General features: G+C 66.6%; 21 protein-coding genes and 1 pseudogene. 6 read left to right on the top strand and 16 right to left on the bottom strand.

What is annotated here, in order from left to right; translation table 11 throughout:
- Positions 1 to 231: 231 nt before the first annotated feature.
- The 4 genes and pseudogenes from R2733_19230 to R2733_19215 form a co-directional block, all read right to left on the bottom strand.
- Positions 232 to 996, bottom strand: a pseudogene (locus R2733_19230) (glucose 1-dehydrogenase).
- Entirely contained in the window at positions 996 to 1,412 is a 417-nt protein-coding gene (locus R2733_19225; protein MEZ5378646.1) for a cupin domain-containing protein, read from the bottom strand. The pseudogene R2733_19230 and the gene R2733_19225 overlap by 1 nt, the downstream one beginning before the upstream one ends.
- 25 nt (positions 1,413 to 1,437) lie before the next feature.
- Positions 1,438 to 3,009: a carboxylesterase family protein gene (locus tag R2733_19220; GenBank protein MEZ5378645.1), complete on the bottom strand. Its 1,572-nt coding sequence runs from the start codon at positions 3,007 to 3,009 to the stop codon at positions 1,438 to 1,440.
- A complete protein-coding gene (locus R2733_19215; protein MEZ5378644.1) occupies positions 3,006 to 3,875 on the bottom strand; it encodes a helix-turn-helix transcriptional regulator in 870 nt (289 codons plus the stop codon). Before R2733_19215 ends, R2733_19220 begins: the two co-directional genes overlap by 4 nt.
- Before the next feature lie 155 nt (positions 3,876 to 4,030).
- Between R2733_19215 and R2733_19210 the strand changes: the two genes are divergently transcribed.
- A complete protein-coding gene (locus tag R2733_19210) occupies positions 4,031 to 5,431 on the top strand; it encodes an MFS transporter (protein ID MEZ5378643.1) in 1,401 nt (466 codons plus the stop codon).
- 12 nt (positions 5,432 to 5,443) lie between these two features.
- Here R2733_19210 and R2733_19205 read toward each other — a convergent pair whose 3' ends face one another.
- From R2733_19205 to R2733_19195, 3 genes are read right to left on the bottom strand one after another with little or no spacing between them, the layout of a single operon-like run.
- Complete coding sequence (locus tag R2733_19205; GenBank protein ID MEZ5378642.1) at positions 5,444 to 6,376, bottom strand: fumarylacetoacetate hydrolase family protein; 933 nt, start codon at positions 6,374 to 6,376, stop codon at positions 5,444 to 5,446.
- Positions 6,373 to 7,350 carry an MBL fold metallo-hydrolase gene (locus tag R2733_19200; GenBank protein ID MEZ5378641.1) on the bottom strand — a complete coding sequence of 326 codons (978 nt, stop codon included), beginning with the start codon at positions 7,348 to 7,350 and terminating at the stop codon, positions 6,373 to 6,375. Before R2733_19200 ends, R2733_19205 begins: the two co-directional genes overlap by 4 nt.
- The gene (locus tag R2733_19195) at positions 7,343 to 8,254 is read right to left on the bottom strand and encodes a phytanoyl-CoA dioxygenase family protein (protein ID MEZ5378640.1); all 912 of its coding nucleotides are present in this window, start codon (positions 8,252 to 8,254) and stop codon (positions 7,343 to 7,345) included. The genes R2733_19200 and R2733_19195 overlap by 8 nt, the downstream gene beginning before the upstream one ends.
- 113 nt (positions 8,255 to 8,367) lie before the next feature.
- Between R2733_19195 and R2733_19190 the strand changes: the two genes are divergently transcribed.
- Complete coding sequence (locus R2733_19190; protein ID MEZ5378639.1) at positions 8,368 to 8,976, top strand: TetR family transcriptional regulator; 609 nt, start codon at positions 8,368 to 8,370, stop codon at positions 8,974 to 8,976.
- A 14-nt stretch (positions 8,977 to 8,990) separates the two neighbouring features.
- Here the strand turns inward: R2733_19190 and R2733_19185 are convergent, their stop codons facing one another.
- The 3 genes from R2733_19185 to R2733_19175 all read right to left on the bottom strand — a co-directional run bounded on the left by R2733_19185 (position 8,991) and on the right by R2733_19175 (position 11,510).
- Positions 8,991 to 9,857 (bottom strand): methyltransferase domain-containing protein, encoded by an 867-nt coding sequence (locus tag R2733_19185; GenBank protein ID MEZ5378638.1) that lies wholly within the window; start codon positions 9,855 to 9,857, stop codon positions 8,991 to 8,993.
- A 76-nt stretch (positions 9,858 to 9,933) separates the two neighbouring features.
- Positions 9,934 to 11,244 (bottom strand): type II toxin-antitoxin system HipA family toxin, encoded by a 1,311-nt coding sequence (locus R2733_19180; protein ID MEZ5378637.1) that lies wholly within the window; start codon positions 11,242 to 11,244, stop codon positions 9,934 to 9,936.
- Complete coding sequence (locus R2733_19175) at positions 11,244 to 11,510, bottom strand: helix-turn-helix domain-containing protein (GenBank protein MEZ5378636.1); 267 nt, start codon at positions 11,508 to 11,510, stop codon at positions 11,244 to 11,246. Before R2733_19175 ends, R2733_19180 begins: the two co-directional genes overlap by 1 nt.
- 279 nt (positions 11,511 to 11,789) lie before the next feature.
- Between R2733_19175 and R2733_19170 the strand changes: the two genes are divergently transcribed.
- Together R2733_19170 and R2733_19165 are read left to right on the top strand one after the other, a co-directional pair.
- On the top strand, positions 11,790 to 12,335 hold the full coding sequence (locus R2733_19170; GenBank protein ID MEZ5378635.1) for a helix-turn-helix domain-containing protein: 546 nt from the start codon (positions 11,790 to 11,792) through the stop codon (positions 12,333 to 12,335).
- Positions 12,332 to 13,771, top strand: coding sequence for an MFS transporter (locus R2733_19165; protein MEZ5378634.1), 1,440 nt, complete (start codon positions 12,332 to 12,334; stop codon positions 13,769 to 13,771). The genes R2733_19170 and R2733_19165 overlap by 4 nt, the downstream gene beginning before the upstream one ends.
- 28 nt (positions 13,772 to 13,799) lie before the next feature.
- Here R2733_19165 and R2733_19160 read toward each other — a convergent pair whose 3' ends face one another.
- From R2733_19160 to R2733_19140, 5 genes are all read right to left on the bottom strand, one after another.
- On the bottom strand, positions 13,800 to 14,213 hold the full coding sequence (locus R2733_19160) for a hypothetical protein (GenBank protein MEZ5378633.1): 414 nt from the start codon (positions 14,211 to 14,213) through the stop codon (positions 13,800 to 13,802).
- Positions 14,214 to 14,320: 107 nt separating this feature from the next.
- Complete coding sequence (locus R2733_19155; protein MEZ5378632.1) at positions 14,321 to 14,659, bottom strand: hypothetical protein; 339 nt, start codon at positions 14,657 to 14,659, stop codon at positions 14,321 to 14,323.
- The gene (locus tag R2733_19150) at positions 14,656 to 15,345 is read right to left on the bottom strand and encodes a DUF2461 family protein (GenBank protein MEZ5378631.1); all 690 of its coding nucleotides are present in this window, start codon (positions 15,343 to 15,345) and stop codon (positions 14,656 to 14,658) included. The genes R2733_19155 and R2733_19150 overlap by 4 nt, the downstream gene beginning before the upstream one ends.
- Positions 15,345 to 15,569: an SRPBCC domain-containing protein gene (locus R2733_19145; protein ID MEZ5378630.1), complete on the bottom strand. Its 225-nt coding sequence runs from the start codon at positions 15,567 to 15,569 to the stop codon at positions 15,345 to 15,347. Before R2733_19145 ends, R2733_19150 begins: the two co-directional genes overlap by 1 nt.
- Before the next feature lie 181 nt (positions 15,570 to 15,750).
- Positions 15,751 to 16,074 (bottom strand): metalloregulator ArsR/SmtB family transcription factor, encoded by a 324-nt coding sequence (locus tag R2733_19140; GenBank protein ID MEZ5378629.1) that lies wholly within the window; start codon positions 16,072 to 16,074, stop codon positions 15,751 to 15,753.
- 96 nt (positions 16,075 to 16,170) lie between these two features.
- On the opposite strand from R2733_19140, the gene R2733_19135 reads away from it, so the two are divergent.
- Positions 16,171 to 16,662 (top strand): VOC family protein, encoded by a 492-nt coding sequence (locus tag R2733_19135; GenBank protein ID MEZ5378628.1) that lies wholly within the window; start codon positions 16,171 to 16,173, stop codon positions 16,660 to 16,662.
- Positions 16,663 to 16,674: 12 nt separating this feature from the next.
- Here the strand turns inward: R2733_19135 and R2733_19130 are convergent, their stop codons facing one another.
- Positions 16,675 to 17,751 carry a potassium channel protein gene (locus R2733_19130; GenBank protein MEZ5378627.1) on the bottom strand — a complete coding sequence of 359 codons (1,077 nt, stop codon included), beginning with the start codon at positions 17,749 to 17,751 and terminating at the stop codon, positions 16,675 to 16,677.
- Positions 17,752 to 17,957: 206 nt separating this feature from the next.
- Here R2733_19130 and R2733_19125 point away from each other — a divergent pair, with 206 nt between their 5' ends.
- Positions 17,958 to 19,262, top strand: coding sequence for an alkyl sulfatase dimerization domain-containing protein (locus tag R2733_19125; protein MEZ5378626.1), 1,305 nt, complete (start codon positions 17,958 to 17,960; stop codon positions 19,260 to 19,262).
- The last annotated feature ends 59 nt before the right edge of the window (positions 19,263 to 19,321 follow it).

The raw sequence follows: 19,321 nt of genomic DNA, 5'->3' as shown, positions 1-19,321 counted from the left end.
ACCAGCCGGTACGAGCCGAAACAGGCCTTCGGCTGCTCTTAATCCGCAGGTTCTGGGTTCAAGTCCCAGGGGGCGTACCTCGAGAAGGCCGTCGACCAGGGCAAACGCCCCGTCGGCGGCCTTCGTCGTTCACGGCCGGTGCCGAACCGGGTGCCTTAGACTTCGTGTTGGACACCTTCACGGAGCGCAACGGTTGGCTGTCGGCCAGCACCCCTGGCTCGCACCCACCGATCAGACTGTCTGGCCGCCGTCGACGACGAGTGCGTGGCCGATGGTGAAGGTGTTGGCATCGGAGCAGAGCCAAAGGACGGCGTCGGCGATCTCCTCGATGGTGCCGAGTCTGCCGACCGGTTCCTGGGCGATGAAGTCCTCTCGGAGCCCGGGCGTGGTGTCACTGAGTGCGGCGATCATCTCGGTGTCGATCACGCCGGGACAGATGGCGTTGATTCGGATGCCACGCGCGGCGTAGTCGAGGGCTGCGCACTTGGTCAGTCCGATCACCCCGAACTTGGAGGCGCCGTACGCTGCCCCGCCTGCGAATCCGGTGACACCGGCACCGGAGGAGGTGTTGACGATCGCGCCACCGCCGTTGGCGATCATGGCAGGGATCTGGTGTCGCATACACAGGAACACGGCTCAAAGGTTGACGTCGAGCACCCGATCGAATTGCTCCTCGGCGAGCGGCGTCGGCGGCTGGGCGACACCGGCGTTGTTGAAGGCGATGTCGAGCCGGCCAAAACGCGTGACCGTCTGGTGCACGGCGTCGGCTACCGCTGCGCTGTCGGTCACGTCGACGGCGATCGGCAGTGCGTCGCCGCCGGCGCGCTGGATGTCTCGGGCCGTCTCATTGGCGCGGTCTTCGGTGAGACCGACGGCGGCCACGGTCGCGCCGTGGCGAGCGAAGGCAAGGGCGGTGCCGCGACCGATACCGCTGCCTGCGCCGGTAATGAAGGCGACCTTGCCGTCGAACTGTCGGGTGTGTCCGGTAGTTGGCATCAGTCGGCGGTGTGTCGGCCGGCGAGGTATTCGTCGTCGGTGACGTGGTGCATCCACACGACGTTGGTGCCGTCGAGTGCTTCTTGTATCGCGGCATGGGTCATCGGACCGTCGGGGGAGGCGCCGTGCCAATGGGGCCGGTCGGGTGGGCAAAGCAGGATGTCGCCGGCTGCGAACTCCTGCACCGGTTCGTCCTCGACCTGGGTCCAGCCGAGGCCATCCAGCACGATCAGGGTTTGGCCGAGCGGGTGGGAGTGCCATGCGGTGCGAGCACCGGGTTCGAAGGTGACGATCGCACCCGTCACCCGGGACGGGTCGTCGCGTGCGAACAGGCCTCGGATCGTGGCCCGGCCGGTGAAGTAGTCGGCTGGTCCTTCAGTTTCGGTCTGGTCGGCGAGTCGATGGATCTCGGTCATCGTCGGTTCCCTTCTCACGAGGTGGTCAGTCGGCGGCTGGCTCGTACGGCGTCCACAGCGGCGGGATCGCCTCGATCTCGTCCCAGGCATCGAGTCGTCCGTCGTGGAGCCCAGGCCCGACGTGGGGTTCGGCAGCGATGACCATCGTCGCCCGGCCGGACCGGTCATAGCGCGGCCAGTCCGGGAGGTGCTCGGACGAGGGGCGTCCGTCGCGGACGAACGAGCCCCACGCATCGCTCGACATGGCAGCGACCAGGTCACGCTGCGGGTTGTCGCTGGCGGAGCCGACGAGTTGGTCGACACCGGGCTGGTGGAGGTTGTCGAACCAGAACGGGAGATCGAGCGCGTGGCACGCCCCGAGCGCTCCGCCGACCTGGGTCGAGGGGAACGCCCAGTCATAGGCGTAGACCGGGGCGCCACTGTCGGCGTGGTGAAGCGCCATGGTTCGCTGCGGCGCCCGCCAGTCCCGGTCGGTGCAAGCGACGTTCCACGCTGCGGTCTCGTCATTGTCGACAAGGTCGAGGTAACGCTGCTCGAGCTCGTCGAGGACCGCTTCGTCGGCGTCGACCAGGATGTTGCGGAAGCGTTCCCTCAGCGGCACCTCTGCCGGCGGGACGTTGTGCCCGGAGCCGAGGACGGCGAACAGGTTGTGCTCGTCACGGGTCGTGCCGACCAGGATCGGCACCCGATGCTGCTTGCCCGCAGCAAACGCCTCCATCACGGTGATGGGGACGATGTGGCCGTCCTCGACCGTCTTGTAGGGCGTCTTCACCGCAACGATCGTCCGGCCTTGTGCGGCGAGGAGCGCATCGACGGGCTGTTGGCGAAGCCGATCGAGGGTGCCGTCGTCGAGCGTCTCACCCAACGCGGCCAGGTGGAGGTCGCGAGTGAGGTGGGCAAACGCTCGGTCCGAGTTCGCCTGACCGTGGCCGCTCGAGATGATCGCCTGCTCGAACAGCCCTTCGGCCCGGTCGCTGACCAATAGGTCGGAGATCATGCACGCACCGGCGGACTCTCCAGCGATCGTCACCCGGTGAGGGTCTCCGCCGAAGTTGGCGATGTTGTCCTGTACCCACCTCATCGCAAGGATGACGTCGAGGAGATCGTTGTTGCCCATGGTGGCGTCGTTGTCGAGCGACAGGCCGCCGAGCATCCCGAGCCGGTAGTTGATCGACACCACCACGATGTCTTGCCGGTCGGCGAGATTGGTGCCGTCGTAGAACCACTCCGAACTCGAACCGCCGAAGTTTGCGCCGCCGTGCACCCACACCATCACCGCTCGAGACTTCTCAGCAGGCGTTGCCGGTGCCCACACGTTGAGGTTCAGGCAGTCCTCGGACTCCACGACGTCGTTCGGGCGACCGACCGACATCGGCCCCGGCAACTGTGGGGACGCCGGCCCGAACTCGGCGGCATCGAACACACCCGACCAGCCAGGGTGGGGCTCGGGCGGGGCGAACCGCAACGATCCGACCGGCGGCGCCGCGTACGGGATCCCCTTCCACGACACCACCCGCCCATCGGTGACGCCACGGACGGCGCCTCCGCTGGTCTCGATCACCAGTGCGTCGCGCTCGTCGGTGCGTGGTGTGGTCATGCGCGGTCGGCCTCTTCGTTCTGGTTGGCGTCGAGTTGGGTTGCGGCCCACGAGCCGAGCAGTCGGAGCCGCTCGTCGGACTCCGACCCGGGTTCGGCTGCGTAGATGTTCATGACGAGCCCGGCGTCCGAGGTCATCTCGAGTCCCTCGTAGGCCACAGTCACCTCACCGACCACCGGGTGGTTGAACCGCTTGGTCCCTGCCGAGTGACGGCGCACGTCATGGCGAGCCCAACGGCTGGCGAACGCTGCGCTCCGGGTCGAGAGTTCACCGACGAGATCGTGCAGTGCCCGGTCGTGTGGGTTGCGGCCCGCCTCGGTGCGCAGGATCGCCACCGAGTTGTCGGCGGCGATCTCCCAGTCGGGATGGAAGTCACGACCCGCCGGATCGAGAAACAGGAAGCGCGCCAGGTTGGGTGCGCGCTGGGTGTCGGTGAGCGCCGGAGCGTAGAACGCACGTCCGAGCCGATTGCCGGCGAGGAAGTCGAGCCGGCCGTTGCGGACGAACGCCGGACCGGTGGTGATCGTGTCGAGTACCCACTGCAACGCCGGGCGCGTCACCTTTGCTGGGGCCGGGCGTCGACGATGCGGCGTCAACGCAGCCGATGCATCTGGGCGAGCCAGATGCGCGAGATGTTCGCGCTCGGCGTCATCGAGCAGCAACGCCCGAGCGATCGCATCCAGCACTTGCTCGGACACACCATCGAGCGAGCCGCGCTCGATGCGGGTGTAGTACTCCACACTCAACCCAGCCACCGCAGCGACCTCGCTGCGGCGTAAACCCGGCACGCGACGGTTGAGCCCAGGCGGCAGGCCAACCCGGTCCGCAGTCACCCGCGCCCGGCGAGAGGTCAAGAAGTCACGCACTTCGCTCCGGCGGTCCACCCGGCGATCGTACGACGGGTAGTGCTGGCGTGGGGTGCCCTGCTGGTACCCCTCGCAGCGAACTCTCCCCACGACGACGCCAATAGATTTCACTCACACCAACCTTCGCCCACGCCGCCCTGAACCGAGGCACCTCGATGTCGTCGCCCAGCACGGTCGTCGCCCACGAGTCGACGGCATCCGATCTCCATGATGAGCGGAGCACCCGCTACGCCCTCCTGGCAGCGGTCGTCGCGTCGTTCATCGTCACCTTCGATGCTGTCGTCGTCAACGTCGCACTCCCTCGCATCCGTACCGACCTCGGCGGCGGCATCAACGGTCTGCAGTGGATCGTGGATGGCTACACCCTCATGTTCGCCGCCCTCCTCCTCACCGCCGGCGCCGTCACCGACCGTGCCGGCGCCCGCCGAGCATTCATCATCGGTGTCACTGCCTTCACTGTCGCCTCGATCGCCTGCGGGCTCGCACCCGGGCTCGGCACCCTCATCGCCGCCCGCATTGCCCAGGGCTCAGCCGCTGCCCTGATGATGCCCGCTTGCATGGCGCTGATCAGCCATGCCTACCCCGATCCCGCACGACGAGCCCACGCTCTCGCCCTGTGGGGTGTCGGCGGCGCCATCGCCTCCTCCTCGGGTCCTCTCCTCGGTGGTGTCCTGACGGTTGCGTCCTGGCGGCTGATCTTCCTCGTCAACCTCCCCGTCGGTATTGCCGCCGTTGCGTTCGCGACCAAGAGTCGGCCGTCGCCAACCCGCGATGCCACGATCGACGCCACCGGGACACTCAGCGCCATCGCAGCGATGGGAGGCCTCACCTACGGCGCCATCGAAGCCGGCGTTCACGGCATCACCGCCCCTGATGTGCTCGCTGCGTTCGCGACCGCGGTCGTCGGCACCGTCGTGTTCGTGCGCAGCCAACAAGCCAGCGAACGGCCGATGGTGCCCCTCGAACTGTTCGGACGGCGCAACGTCGTCGTCTCCATGGCTGTCGGCTTCGCGTTCGTCGTCGGCTACTACGGGCTCCCCTTCGTCATGAGCCTCTACCTCCAACAACGACGCGGACTCACCCCGTTCCAGACCGGCCTTGTCTTCCTCCCCATGATGCTCACCGGCGCCGCACTCGTCAGCTTCGCCGCCATCATCGCCCGCCGCTTCGGCAGCCGACGCGTCATCATCACCGGCCTCGCCCTCATGGCCGCCGGACTCGTCGCGCTCGCCGCCACCACCACAACCGCCAGCCCCGCACTGATCGCTGCGTTGATGGCGCTCCCCGGACTTGCCGGACCCCTCATCATCCCACCCATCACCGCCATCCTCCTCAACAGCGTCCCCGACCCCCTCGCCGGAGCCGCCAGCGGCGTGTTCAACACCAGCCGACAACTCGGCGGCGCCCTCGCCATCGCCATCTTCGGCGCACTCCTCGCCCACCCCACCGGCATCGACCGCGGCATGAGCTTCAGCCTCCTCATCGCCGCAGCGATCGCCGTCGCCGCCGCACTCGCTACAACGCTCTTGCGACCAGCGACAGCCAGCCGCCAGTAGCGCAACCTGCCATCAACTGATGGCCCGACGGCCCCTGAGCGGGATGGGCGGAACGGCTTCGAGCACGGTCTGTTCCGTGTGACCGAGTCCGTCGACCTCGAGGCGGACGACATCGCCCGGTCGGAGCCAGCCCCTGAAGTCGTCGTGGGCCGTTTGAAAGTGTTCGAGCAGGCATCCGGTCGGGACCGTGCCCGAACCCAGCAGATCGCCAGGAAGCAGTCGAGTGCCGCGAGAGGCGTAGGCGACGACCTGGCCCCAACTCCAGTCCATCGCGCCGAAGGATCCTCCGCCCACGAGTTCACCGTTGACGAACGCACGACCGTGCAAGTCGAATCCGGTCTCGGTTCGGCGCTCGGCCAACTCGTCGACCGTCACCAACCACGGCCCGACCGTGTTGGCCCCGTCCTTGCCCTTGGCGGGCCCGAGGCTCAGACCCATCTCGCGGAGCTGGACGTCGCGAGCACTCCAGTCACAGAAGATCGCGAAGCCCACGATGGCGTCGGGACCATCGGCCGGGTCCACGTCGGCGACCTCGTGCCCAACGACGGCCCCGATTTCCAGTTCGAAGTCGAACATCGAGCACCCGGGCGAGATGCGGACCGGATCGTAGGGGCCGACAACGGCCGACACGTTGCTGAAGTACATGGCAGGAAGCTCGCTCCAGATCGGTTCGAGCTCGGCGCCACCACGACAGTTCCGGAGATGGTCGAGGAAGCACAGCGAATCCCGGATCTGGTGCGGTGCGAACGGCGCGGCAAGGTCGGCGCCCGCCAGTGACACACGCTCGGCAGGCGAAGCGCTGATCGCCTCGGCCGCAGCGTCGAGCCCGCCGTCGGCACGGAGCAGATCGACGAGCGTCGAGCCGGGCTCGTGTCCGAGGATCTCCTCTCCTGCGACGAGGCCGGCCCGTTCTCCCGCCGTCGAGCGGTACGTCACCCATTTCACGGTGCGGTCCCTTCCGATGCAGCCTGCCCACGCTTCCAGTCGGCCGCCATCATCTCGAAGACGGCCATCACGTCGGGCGGCGAGTAGCCGGGTTCCACTTCCTTCCACATCGTGTGCACGGTGGCGACGAGGCGCTCGCGGTCGGACCATATCCCGAATCGCGTGCCATTGAGCTCGGTGTCAAGGTCGAGGGACGCTTCCCTCGGGGTCATGCCCGCAGCATGACGAGACGTGACGCCATCCCGGATGAGACGGAGGTAGTCGCCGACCTCGGTCGCCCCGGCGACGTCGGTGAGCGGACCGTGCCCTGGGACGATCACCGCCGGCTGCAACTCGGCGATGAGGTCGCAGGCGCGGATCCAGTTGCCGATCGGACCGGCCCACATGATCGGTGTACCGCCGATGAAGAGGATGTCGCCGGTGAACAACACGCGCTCGTCGGGGAGCCACGCAAGGAGGTCGCCTGCGGTGTGGGCAGGGCCGACCTCGATCAGTTCCACCGTCCGTCCGCCCACCGTGACACTCGTTCGGCCGGAGAACGTGGTCGTCATCGGCGGGACGTCGATCCCGGAGAAGTCGAACGCCCCGAAGGCTGCCCGGAGGAACTCGCCAACGTTGCCGGTCGACGCTTGGACGAGCCCCGTGAGACGGCCGGCAGGCACCTCGCTGATCTCGTCGCTCGTTGCGTGCGACGAGACGAACTCGACGCCGGGCCCCGCGAGCAGCTGGTTGCCGTAGCAGTGGTCGCCGTTCGCGTGCGTGTTGACAACGGTCTGGATCGGCGCAGCGTCGGTGATCGACGCCATGCGATCGAGCATCGCCTGGGTGAGCTGGAGGTCGAACAGGGTGTCGACGAGCGTCGACTCGGCGTCGCCACGCACGAGGCCTGCGTTCGACAGTCCCCACGATCCGTCCGGCTGGACCCAGGCGAACACGCCGTCGGCCACTTCGGTCAGCGTCGGCTCGTCATGCATGGAACCCAACCTCCTCGTTCACGTTTCGACGCCAGACGACCGGGAACTGGTCGCAATCGATCACGTCACCCTCGCGCAAGTCGTGATGATGATGCGGCTGCGGCGGAGCCGACGGGTGGAACCGGTAGCGGACATCGTCGCCGGCGTAGCGGAACGAGGCCGCCCATCGGGGCGTCGTCGCGTCGTAGTTCGGCTTCGACCCGTGAATGAGATTCGAGTGATGGACGATCACGTCGCCGGGATCGGAGGTGATCGTCACGATGTCGTAGGCATCCTCGTTGCCCTCGATGTCCGGCACCCGGACCAGACCCTCGCCCTCGTAAGTCGGCATCTGCGAGACGAAGGAATTCGGCTGGAAGAACGTTCCCCACCGATGTGATCCACGGACATAGCGCATCGGACTGTTGTCGACGCCGACGGGGTCGGGCGAAACCCACATGCCGCAGACCTGGAGACCGCTCAGGTGGTAGTAGGGCTCGTCGGTGTGGAAGGCCGTGTACTCACGGGCACCCGGCTCCTTCAGCAGCACCTGGTCGTCGTAATAGTTCACCTTGTCGGCGCCGAACAGTTGCCCGGCGAGGGAGCCGAGTGGCGACTCGAGTGCCACCCGGCGAATCGTGTCGTTGTAGGTCCACGACGAGATGGCCGTGAGGAATCGACCGGGGGCCACCGTGGCCCGGGCCCGTTCGTCGCTCAGGATGTCGACGCCGGCGGCGGCCGCCTGCTGGGCCGCAGCCGTGGCGTCGTACTGCACCTCCTGTGTCTCCCACTGGTCGGTGAACACCTCTCGCAGACCGGCTCGCAGCAGCTCGAGCCAGTCGGCGTCGAGGATGCCACGAAGGGCAACCACGCCATCGCGTTCGTACTGCTCGCGCTCCGCATCGGAAACCGCTCGATGACCCACGCCTCGCCTCCTCACTCGGGTGGTCCCCCTGACGACCCGGCGCCGTTGACTATGTCACTCGGCATGTTCTATGTCAATCAACACAGAGTGCTCGACAGAGGTACCCTTTGGCCATGGCCGCCGCATCGCAACCAAGCCCCGGTGATCAACCGACACGTCGGACCGAGATCGGCGACGAGAGCAAGCAACGCATCCTCGATGCGGCCGAGCGGCTGTTCATCGAGCGGGGCGTCTCGGCGACGTCGTTCACCCGCATCGAGCAAGAGGCAGGCATCAGCCGCGGCTCGATCCCGTGGCACTTCAAGAACAAGCGTGGCCTCCTGCTCTCGATCCTCGATCGAGCGATGCTGTTATCAACGCACGACGTGTCGGATCTCGCCGGCCGAGCGGGCATCAGGGCGACCATGCAACGGGCGGCGAAGCGACTCCACCAGCCACAGGCGGTCCTCCTGGCGGCACTGCTCGGCGAGTCCTTCCAGGTCGATTCGGACACACACGACCGCTATCGCGACTTCCACGCCGCCAACCGTGAGCGCCTCGCCGACCTGTTTCGACGGTCCGACGACATCGTCCTCCCGAAGGGGCTCGACGAGGATCGCCTCGCTGCACTCGTGTTCGGGGCGATCATGGGGATCCATCTGCAATACCGGCTGGCACCTGAACTCGTCGACCTCGATGGAGCGCTCGAGGACCTCGCGGAACTGCTCGACGCAGCGCTCTGACCGCCACGTCCTGACTACGAGCAGTCTGGAGGCGCCGCTGGTGTGAACGAGCGACCCGCTACGGGCTCGCCTCTGCGCTGACCTGCACGGAGGAGGCTCAGGTAGTGACGGCCGATCCGGTCGCCCAGCCGAGTCCGTACGCGGTCGGCGATTGCGTCGAGAAGTGGTTCTCGCACATCGTCATCGAGGCGTCGGTAGGGCGACAGTGAGCGAAGGTGGTCGGCGATGCCGCTGCCGTCGAACCACTGGACGGTCGGGCACCAACGGACGGTGGTGGGACCGAAGAAGCCCTCGGTGTCCTCGTTGGGTGGGCCCCATCCTCTCGAGGTGGCGCGGACCTCGGCTGCCGTTGGGGGGTGACCCCAATCCGGGTTGTCGGGCGCCCATTGCTGGTGGAGGTCTGCGGTCGCCGCGTACAGCTCCGGCTCGTCCGACGGTCGGGCGACGGCGTTGCCGAGGATCGCCATCCACCCACCGGGTTCGACGATCTCATGAGCTCGACGCCATCCAACCGATGGATCGATCCAGTGCCAGGAGGACGCAGCGACGAGGAGGTCGAACCGGCGTCCCTGCGCGTCCCAGTCTTCGAAGGATGAGTTCTCGATCTCGACGTTGGGGAAGGTCGCCAGGTTCTCCCGAGCGAGCGCGGCGAGGCCGGCCCCCGGTTCGACGGCGGTGATGTGGTGCCCCCGCTCAGCGAGCGGCCGCGTTGCCTGGCCGGTTCCGCAGCCAACCTCGACGATCCTCGATTGGGCCGACAGCCCAGCAATGGCGACCAGATCGTCGATCAACTCCGAGGGATAGCCCGGTCGCACCCGGTCGTAGAGGTGCGGAACGTCGTCGAACAGTCGCCCCGCGTCTCGTCGGTTGTCGTGACTCACTGCACGAGTTTGCCAGCACTCGGCCCACCCTGCTGTTCCGCTCGGGCGGGGACGGCCGACCCCAACTGGGCGGCTGTCAGCTCAAAACTGCGACACACCGAGAAGCGCGAGCTGCCACGAGCGTCGCCAGCCGATCGGGGAGGTCGGTCGACGGCGCACCGAGCTCAGCCCCGCTGGCAGCCTGAGCAAACGCAGCCGGAGTCCGCTCTGCCAGGTCGAGCACTCGTGAGATCAGTCGGTCACGGTCGAGCTTGAGCTCGTCGGCAGCATGTTCCCAGGCACGGCGTCTGTCGGCACGGCGCAACTCGTAGTCGTCACCGATCTTCATGGCCAGCTTCACCTTGTGACCGTCGGTGTCGTCGTACGGCAGGATCGAGGCGATGTCATACAGCGGCGCCAACCTGACCTGGTTGCCGGCGAGCAGGAAGCTGTAGTTCTTCCCATGGGCGTCAGTGCCACCGATCAGCCAGTTGAACGCAAGGGCGTCGGCGAAGCGCCAAACGTCTCGCTCGGCTTCGTTTCCGGGGATCGCCGATCGGATCAGCTCGGCAATCTGACCAGGCGTCGGACCGCCGTCAGACTGATACTTGCGCGCCGGCGCAACGGACAGCGCCTGGCAGAGATCCTCTTGATGGACGCGAACGAGCGCGCCGTTCTGGACCGATCGATCGAATCGTTCGACGACGATGACACTCTCGTCCTCGAAGGCCTCGATGCGAGTACGCGCTGCCGGAAGGCCGAGTATCCGTGCCGCCGAGAGGCAGAGATGCTCGTTGATGTGCTGCTCCTCGAATCCAGCCACGGCAGGTTTGAGGAGGTGTGTCGTCGGGATCGAACCCGTCGGCACCCCCCACCGGCCCCCACCGCTCTGGCCTCCACCGTCAGGCACGTGGTGAAGCGCCGTCTTCGCCTGGGCACCGCCGATACTGAATTGGCCGGCGAACCCGGGTCCGAGCCAACTGGTCGAGTCGGCCCGAAGCGTTCGAACGCGAGCGGCAAGATCTGCCTCGGTGAGCCAGACGACCTCGCCAGGTCGATCGACGAGGGCGTCGACGTCACCCGGCGCACAGAATTGCACCGCACCCGCACAGTCGTGACCGATCTGCGTACCGAGCAACGAGAAGGGTGACGCCACCGACACCCCAAACGCCCGCCCCCATCGCGCGAGGACGTCGGCATTGTCGGGCAACAGACCCCATAGCCACGGAGTCAGTCGCGCATCACCGTGCACCTCGTCGGCGGGCGACATCGACACCGACAACAGCGTTGCGTTCGGATCATCTCGGTACTGCGCGTCGAAACGAAGACGAAGCGCGCCGTTTGCCGTTCGCTCCACTGTGCCGATCGGAGCGCCCTCGAGCAGGACCCGCAACAGATCCGACGGCATCACACCACACCGTCGATGATCTGCCCGAGATCCACCGCCGATCCGTCGGGAGCCGCCACCGGGGCGAACGTGACACCAAGGTCGAGGGCGCTCAACACCGAGAGTGCCCTTCCGAGTTCGGCAGTGCGCTTCCCCGTCTCGAGCTCGGAGAGCCAGGGGCGCCCCACGCCCGCTCGTGAAGCCAGTTCGTACTGCGTCAGGCCACGGTCCTTGCGCGCCCTCCTGACCGCCGATCCGAACGCCTTGCTCGTCTGTATCGGTCGCATCCACACCTCCGAACGACCGGCGAGTCGGCACCAGGCTTGCCGCGTCGACAGACCGTTGCTTCCTTGTATCCGTTCGGGGACACGATAGTGGTGTTGTCGTTCGAAGACAAGAGGAAAATGTTGCCGTACGCCGACAGATCACGGTACGGCACTCCCCCTTTCCATCGCAGCTGGTCTCGCCGCCGTCAACTCCGCCGCCACATCAGCCGGCATGGTCCCACCAACACCACACACGCCACATGGGACACATCGGGTCGTTCACCGTTTACCATTCGAACGATGAACGCTGAACGGACCGGGATCTCATCGGTATCCCGCATGGAATGGGAACAGGTGCCGTCAACTCCCTGCCCGGTGAGCTCGACGCTCGATCTCGTCGGTGATCGCTGGAGCCTGTTGATCGTGCGTGATGTGATGTACGGCGTCCGCCGCTTCGATGCGTTGACGCAGCGGTTGGGCATCGGGCGAGCGACGCTGTCGGCCCGGTTGAAGCGCCTCGTCGACGACGACATCCTCGAGCCGGCGGACTACGTGGACCGCCGTGGCCGGACGCGGAGCGAGTATCGCCTCACCGAACGAGGCTGGGCACTGCGGCATGTCGTCGTCGCGCTACGGGATTGGGGCGATGCCCACGTGATCGGCGAGGGCAACGAGCTCCTCCATCTCGTCGACCGGTCCTCGAGACGACCGGTTCGTCTGGCGTTCGTCGACGACACCGGTCGAGTCGTCGACGACCGCGACGTCATCGCCGAACCCGGACCGGGCTTCCCTTCCGCCGCGCTGGTTCCCGCCGATGAGACCTCGAACACCGAGCCGAACGTATGACTGCATCAGCCAACGCAACCGCCGGTGGTATCCCGGAACACCGCGCCAGCCACCCGACTCTCCGACTGTTGTTGATCGCCGGCAGCGCGATCGCTGCGATCGGGCTTGGCGTGCGGTCGACCTTCGGGTTGTTCCTCAACGACCTCAACGCCGCCCTCGGCACCAACACCTCGACCTTCGCCCTGGCGATCGGCATCAAGAATCTGATCTGGGGCATCGGCCAACCGATCGCCGGTGCGATCGCCGACCGCTACGGATCCGCCCGGGTCCTCGCCACCGGCGCCGTCGTCTACTGCGGCGGCGTGGCGATGATGGCCCGCGCTGCCACCGCCACCCAGCTCTACCTGTCGGGCGGATTCGTCGTCGGCGTCGGCCTCGCCGCCACCAGCTTCGCCGTCGTGTTGGCGTCGATCGGTCGCCGTTTCCCGCCGGAGCGTCGCTCGACGGCGCTCGGCATCGCCACCGCCGTCGGGTCAGGCGGCCAGTTCGTCTTCGTGCAACTGGCCAACCGGATCGACGCTGCCGCCGGCTGGCAGACCGCCCTCACCGTCCTCGGGCTCGTCACGCTCGCGATCGTCGTCCTCGCTCGACCGTTGCGCGGCAACGCCGAGGATGCCGATGCACCGACGAACCAAGCGGAAAGCCCCGACGCTCCGGCCGCTCAACCCGAGTCGTTGAGGTCGGTGATCGCACGAGCCAGTGTCAACCGGTCCTACCTTCTGTTGTGCACAGGGTTCTTCGTCTGCGGAGTGCACGTCACCTTCATCGCCACCCACTTCATCCCGTACCTGGAGAGGGGGTCGGTATCCGATCGAGTCGCCGGACTCGCGTGGGCGCTGGTCGGCCTCACCAACATCGCCGGCTCCTACCTCGCCGGTGTCCTCGGCACCCGACGCAGCAAGGCCCGTCTCCTCTCTCTCATCTACGCCGCTCGTGGCGTCGTCATCGCCGGATTCGTACTCCTCCCGATGACCAGTGCGACCGTGATCGGGTTCGGCGCTGCCATCGGCGTGCTGTGGCTCTCCACCGTGCCGCTCACCGGGGCGATCGTCGCCCAACAGTTCGGCACCCGCCACGCCGGCACCCTGTTCGGCCTGGTGTTCTTCGCCCACCAACTCGGTGCCTTCGCCGGCGCCTATGGCGGAGGCTGGCTCGCCGACCGCACCGGGGACTACGCAGCGTCGTGGTGGATTGCCGTCGCCCTTGCTGCTGCCGCTGCGCTCGCGAACCTGTTCATCGACGAAGGCCCTCAGTCACTCGACCCCGCCACACCTCGACGCCGATCGGTCCGCTTGCTCCGGCCCGCACTTGGCGTCAACGCCGTTGCGTTGTTCGCCTTCTTGACGCTCAGCACACCGACCGAAGCCACCAGACACGGCGACCCTCGCCTGATCATCTGCGCGGGCCCGCACGCCATCACCGCCAACGCCGAGTGAGCCTCGAGAACCAGCTCCGTTTCTTCAGCTATGGCTCAGAAACAGTGAGGGGCAAGAGTCGACTATCGAGCAGCGCCGCCGTCCGATGACCAATTCCGGCGAGGTATGCCTCGTCAGCGGCGAAAGCGAAGAACTCCTCGATCGACGCCTGGTGCACCAGCACGACCAGATCCCACCGCTCGTCTGCCGGACCGATGAAGAAGTTCCCACCCTCGCCCATGAAAGTCACCGAGCCGCCCGTTGCCTGCAGGTACGGCAGCGTGTGCTCGATGTAGCGGTCATAGGCCTCACGGCCCGAGATGGGATCGCGTGGGGCAAGTTCCGGTGAGAACTGGTAGTCGGCGATCTCCCTGAATCGCAGCATGTTCAACATCGTGACCGGCCCACTCACTTCCCGTGCGAGCAGATTGACGAGGTTCTCGTGGGACGGATCGATGTGCATGACACGCAAGCTAGTCGTGGCCGCTCGACAACGAGCGCAGAATCCGACAGGGTCCTAGCCCGCCCGCTCCAAGCTGTCGAGGGCCCGTCGAAGCTCGACCTGACGGCCTATGCGGATGGCTCGGGCGGTGCCACAAATGCCACACCCTCCCGCAGCAGGGCACGCCACCGCTCTTCCTCGAGCACCGGGATCGACGCCCACTCCTTGAAGACCTTGCCGGCGGGGGCGAACGACCGAGCAACACCTTGTTCGATCAGCTCGGCGACACGCGACTTCGGCAGTTTCACGACGAGCCCGCTGCCCTTGAAGTCGACGAGGGCGAGGAACTCACCGCCGACCCGAGCGCACCGACCGCTCATGATCGTCCCCTCGTGCACCCGAGGATCTTCGGCCTGGAGCTCGTCGATCAGGTCCCAGAACAGTGTCGCGGCGGCTTCGTCGGTCATCGAGGGTTCTCACTTTCGGCCAGATGGTCGACCAGCCAGCGGTGGACGCTGGCGAGTTGCAGCCAGTGTCCGAGACACCAGTCGGCGTAGTCGGACCGGTCGAGGTGGTCAGGGTGGGTCTCGGTGAGACGAACCTGGAAGCCGGTTCGCCGCAGCAGATCGGAGCGAGGATGGTCAGGCTCGAACGGTCGGGGGACCCGCTTCACCTGACCCCCGGCGACCTCGGCACCATGGAACTGCTCGAGCCGATCGAGCTCGTCGGCGAGCGTGACACCCGCCGATCCACCCACGGCCGCTCGCCAGCGTTCACGCATGGCCGGCGTGAACCCGACCCCGCTGGCGAAGCCGGCGCCGGCTGCGTCGACTCGCAACCACATCGTCGGACCGGTGCGCTTGTCGGCGCCGTGCCAGGCGGTGAGCAGGAGGTGGTCCTTGTAGCGAGGCGCACCGTCGGGAGCGAACCGCAGATCACGATGTAGCGGCGACACCGACGATCGCGCCGCCACCGTCAGTGCATGGGGGAACCGATTCGCCAGCTCCGTGATCAGCGCCAGTCCCGGCCTGGTCACGCCGTCGATGAGCTCCGCCTTGTGTGCCTCGTATCGCTCGGCGTCCCAGCCGGGGAGCTCGGCGAGCAGAGCGACCGCCTCGGGATCGAACCCGCTGAACTCGGGGACGGTGCTCATCATGAACCTCCAGCGAGCGCTCGTTGCGCAAGACGATCGACGAACATCGCCCACCCTTCGGTGTGCTGGATCGCCATCTCGTCGCTCAGACCTTCGTGCACCACGCTGACTTCGGTGGCGTCGCCATGAGCCGTCAGCTCGATACTCACGATGCTCGACCCGACCGGCACCGGGAACCCACCGGACTCCCAGCCGTAGGTGAAGACGAGACGCCGGAAGGGCACAACCTCAGAACCTCACCGCTCACGACCCAGCCGTTGTCGTGCACCCAACGGATCGCACCGCCGGGATGAAGCTCGATCTCGGCCTCGACCGACATCCAGGAGTTGAGACCGTCGGCGGTCGAGACGAGCCTCCACACGACGTCGACCGGGGCGGGAATCGTGCGGTCGCACGTGGCGAGCTTCACGATGCCGCCCGCCGGATGCGCATCTCGGACGCGGCGGCTTCTGCCAGCCGATCGAGCGCCGACGACCAGTAGTCGTCGAAGAATCGTTGCGCGGCCCGGATCCCGTCGTCGTTCGCTCGGTACAACCGGCGGCGCCCGTCGACCTCGACGGCGACCAGCCCGGCATCGCGCAACACAGCCAGGTGCTGGCTCATCGCCGGTTGCGAGACGCCGAGTTCTTCGGCCAACGCACCGACCGGCCAGGCGTCGTCACGCACCAACCGCAGCGTTCGGCGACGAGTCTCGTTCGCCAGTGCCTTGAATCGATCGTCGTCGTCCACGCTGACATATAAGCACTATTGCATATGAGGAGCAAACGAGCGGTCACGCCCTCCGCTGCGCGACCTCCTACGGCACCGAGCAGTAGGGTCGCCGAGGTGGGAACGTCGTGGGGACACCTGAACATCAATGTGTCCGATCTTGGCCGCTCGATCGAGTTCTACGAGCGGCTCGGCTTCTCGATGATGATCGAGGCCATCCCACATCTCGGCCTCTCGCTCAACGAAGAGGCCACACTGACCGATGCGCTCTGCGTCGCCTACGGTCTCCCGATCGGCACGCGTGCCCTCGGCTGCATCCTCCAGCTCGATCACGGGCTTCCGAAGCTCGACCTCACGCAGTACGTGCTCCCTGACGCAGCGGAACCGCTGGTGGCAGGTGCACTCGGGTGCGAGCGGCTGTGCCTCGCCGTACGTGACCTTCCCGCCGAGATCGACCGGCTCGAACGAGCTGGCGTGACCTTTGTCGGCGGCGCTGCGTCCGGCGCGCTCGATCTGGCACAGGTCGCCGTGTGCCTCGACCCCGACGGCACGCGCATCGAACTGATCCAGCTCGACCTGAGGCGCTTCGTCGAACTCGGCTACGCCTGAACCACCGCTCCCTCAGCTCGTTGCGCCTCGGTAGGTGAGTGTGCGAGCAGCGATTCCGGCCTTCGCCGCCAAAGCGGGCAGGTCGTCCTCGTAGCCGAGCACGATCAGGCGGTCGCCGATGGCCAGGCGCATGTCGGCCGATGGGTGCATCGTGGTCGTGCCGTCGATCGAGCGAATACCGACAATCAGGTACGCGTGCGCTCCCCGCACCTCGATTTCACCGATCAGCCGATTCGCGAGCGGCGAGGTCGTGTGCAACTCGATCTCGTCGAATTCGAGTCCCATCGATCGCAGATCGAGGTCGCCCGACGCCCCGCTGATCGACTCGAACATCTCCTCGGCAGTGGGACGAACGATCTGATGAGCGATGCGGCTCGCTCCGATCTCGGTTGCGAGGACCACCTCGTCGGCGCCGCACTTGCGCAGCTTCTCTTCGGTGCGCCGGTTCTCACCTCGGGCGATGATTCGCAGCTCCGGCTCCATCGCTCGCGCCGTGAGCGTGACGAACACGTTCGTTGCATCGTCCGAGATCACCGCGGCGAGGACGGCTGCCCGCTCGATCCCCGCTGCGCGCAGCAGGTCCTCGTCGCTGGCGTCACCGTTGAGGAACAGCATGCCGTGCAGTTCGGCGTGCTCGGCCGCCTCCGGTCCCGAATCGATGGCGACGAACGGATGACCGACCGCTTGGAGCTCGGCAGCGAGCGATCGACCCATACGTCCGAAGCCGCACACGATCGTGTGGCCGGTGAGGGCATCGATGTCCTTCTTCATTCGCCTCGCTCCAAACGCCTTGTTCAATTGCCCGTCGATGACCATCTGGATGAAGCCGCCGACCGTGTAGATCACTGCTGCGTAGCCAGCGACGATCACGAACACGGTGAGGACCCGAAGGGGCCATGTCGACACCGGCTGGATCTCGCCGTAGCCGACACCGAAGATCGTGATCACCACCATGTAGAGCGCGTCCTGCGCGGTCCAACCGGCGATCACGTACCCAACGGACCCGACGACGAACACCGCCGCCAGCAACGCAGCTCCGCCCATCATCTTGCGGATGGCTGCCTCGTGAGCGGATGGCCGGCGTCGCAACTCAGCCGATCTCCTACGCTCCACCGCCCCAGTCTCACTCACGACCATTTCGACAGGATTTCGGTCATGTGACTCGCCGATGTACGAATCGCTGCCGACGGAGGGCGCACCCGTTCGCCGACGTGACGGCACCTTCGAGTAACTCCGAACCGATGGACCGTGAGCACCTCGTCACCTAGCGTCCAACCCAACGAGAAGGGGAGAGCATGAGCCGTATCCGGGAGATCGCCGAAGAACACTGGAACGGCAAGACCGATCTGGTCCACACGCACCATCCGGTCCAGCCAATCCGCACCGACGACGGCGACTTCCTGGCCGAGGAGATCGATGACGGCGTCTTCACCATGAAGTCGATCGCGTCGGTCAACGCGCTCGACACGGGCGACGGGCTCGTCATGTTGGACACCGGCGGCCAGTTCGACTCGAATCGTGTCTTCGATGCGGTACGGAGCTGGCGACCGGAGGCACCGCTGACGGCAGCGGTCTACTCGCATCACCACATCGACCACATCTTCGGCACCGCACACTTCGAGGCCGAGGCTCGCGACAAGGGTTGGGCCAGCCCGACGGTCTACGCGCATGAGAACGTGCCCGCGCACTTCCGCCGCTACGAGAAGACGACGGGCTGGAACGCGGCGATCAACCGCCGCCAATTCGCGATCGACCGCGACGGCTGGAGCTGGCCGGACACGTACCGTGACCCCGACGTCCTGTTCGCAGATCGACTGACCTTCACCCGCGGCGAGCTGACCTTCGAGCTCCACCACGACCGAGGCGAAACCGACGACGCGGCCTGGACGTGGGTACCCGAGCGGAAGCTGCTTCACCCGGGCGACCTCTTCATCTGGGCGGTGCCGAATGCAGGGAATCCGCAGAAGGTGCAGCGGTACCTGAGCGACTGGGCGGCCGGCCTCCGCAAAATGGCGGCGCTGCGGCCCGAGATCATGATTGCCGGTCACGGTGTGCCGATCTTTGGCTCGGCCCGCATCGTCTCGGCATTGCTGGACACCGCTGAATTGTTGGACAGCATCGAGGATCAAACCCTGGCCATCATGAACCAGGGCAAGAACCTCGACACGGCGCTGCATTCGGTCAGCGTGCCAGCGCACCTGCAACACCAGCCGTATCTCCAAGCGGTCTATGATCACCCGCAGTTCCTCATCCGCAACGTGTGGCGACGCTACGGCGGTTGGCACGACGGCGAGCCCGACAATCTCCTGCCCGCACCGCGCTCCCAGCAAGCGGCCGAGTGGGTTGGGCTCGCTGGCGGCTCGGCTGCTGTCTTGGCCCGCGCCGCCGAGCTGGCCGACAGTGGCGACCACCGCATGGCGTGCCATTTGGTCGAATACTGCGCGCTGGCCGAGCCGGGCAACGCCGACGTGTGGTCGTTACGGGCGCGCGTCTACCGCGAACGCTCGACCGAGCAGACGTCGTCCATGGCCCGCAACATCCTCAATCACGCAGCCACGGCGTCGGACCAGCACAAGCGCGATCTCGCAGGGGATTTCTGAACGCCAACCCTCGCTTCCTCATCCGAAACATTCTGATGCAGCACCTCGGCATCGCAGCC

It is taken from the genome of Acidimicrobiales bacterium (assembly GCA_041394265.1).
GTDB lineage: Bacteria > Actinomycetota > Acidimicrobiia > Acidimicrobiales > SZUA-35 > JBBQUN01.
Note: the sequence above shows the minus strand (reverse complement) of the source record. Positions and strands in the feature narration are given on the sequence as shown.

What these genes read in the sequence shown, in the direction of transcription:
- R2733_19200 (MEZ5378641.1), bottom strand. Translation starts at nt 7,350, where the DNA reads ATGCATGACGAGCCGACGCTGACCGAAGTGGCCGACGGCGTGTTCGCC.
- R2733_19170 (MEZ5378635.1), top strand. Translation starts at nt 11,790, where the DNA reads ATGAACGCTGAACGGACCGGGATCTCATCGGTATCCCGCATGGAATGG.
- R2733_19125 (MEZ5378626.1), top strand. Translation starts at nt 17,958, where the DNA reads ATGAGCCGTATCCGGGAGATCGCCGAAGAACACTGGAACGGCAAGACC.
- R2733_19180 (MEZ5378637.1), bottom strand. Translation starts at nt 11,244, where the DNA reads ATGCCGTCGGATCTGTTGCGGGTCCTGCTCGAGGGCGCTCCGATCGGC.
- R2733_19190 (MEZ5378639.1), top strand. Translation starts at nt 8,368, where the DNA reads ATGGCCGCCGCATCGCAACCAAGCCCCGGTGATCAACCGACACGTCGG.
- R2733_19150 (MEZ5378631.1), bottom strand. Translation starts at nt 15,345, where the DNA reads ATGAGCACCGTCCCCGAGTTCAGCGGGTTCGATCCCGAGGCGGTCGCT.
- R2733_19210 (MEZ5378643.1), top strand. Translation starts at nt 4,031, where the DNA reads ATGTCGTCGCCCAGCACGGTCGTCGCCCACGAGTCGACGGCATCCGAT.
- R2733_19160 (MEZ5378633.1), bottom strand. Translation starts at nt 14,213, where the DNA reads ATGCACATCGATCCGTCCCACGAGAACCTCGTCAATCTGCTCGCACGG.
- R2733_19220 (MEZ5378645.1), bottom strand. Translation starts at nt 3,009, where the DNA reads ATGACCACACCACGCACCGACGAGCGCGACGCACTGGTGATCGAGACC.
- R2733_19165 (MEZ5378634.1), top strand. Translation starts at nt 12,332, where the DNA reads ATGACTGCATCAGCCAACGCAACCGCCGGTGGTATCCCGGAACACCGC.
- R2733_19155 (MEZ5378632.1), bottom strand. Translation starts at nt 14,659, where the DNA reads ATGACCGACGAAGCCGCCGCGACACTGTTCTGGGACCTGATCGACGAG.
- R2733_19175 (MEZ5378636.1), bottom strand. Translation starts at nt 11,510, where the DNA reads ATGCGACCGATACAGACGAGCAAGGCGTTCGGATCGGCGGTCAGGAGG.
- R2733_19225 (MEZ5378646.1), bottom strand. Translation starts at nt 1,412, where the DNA reads ATGACCGAGATCCATCGACTCGCCGACCAGACCGAAACTGAAGGACCA.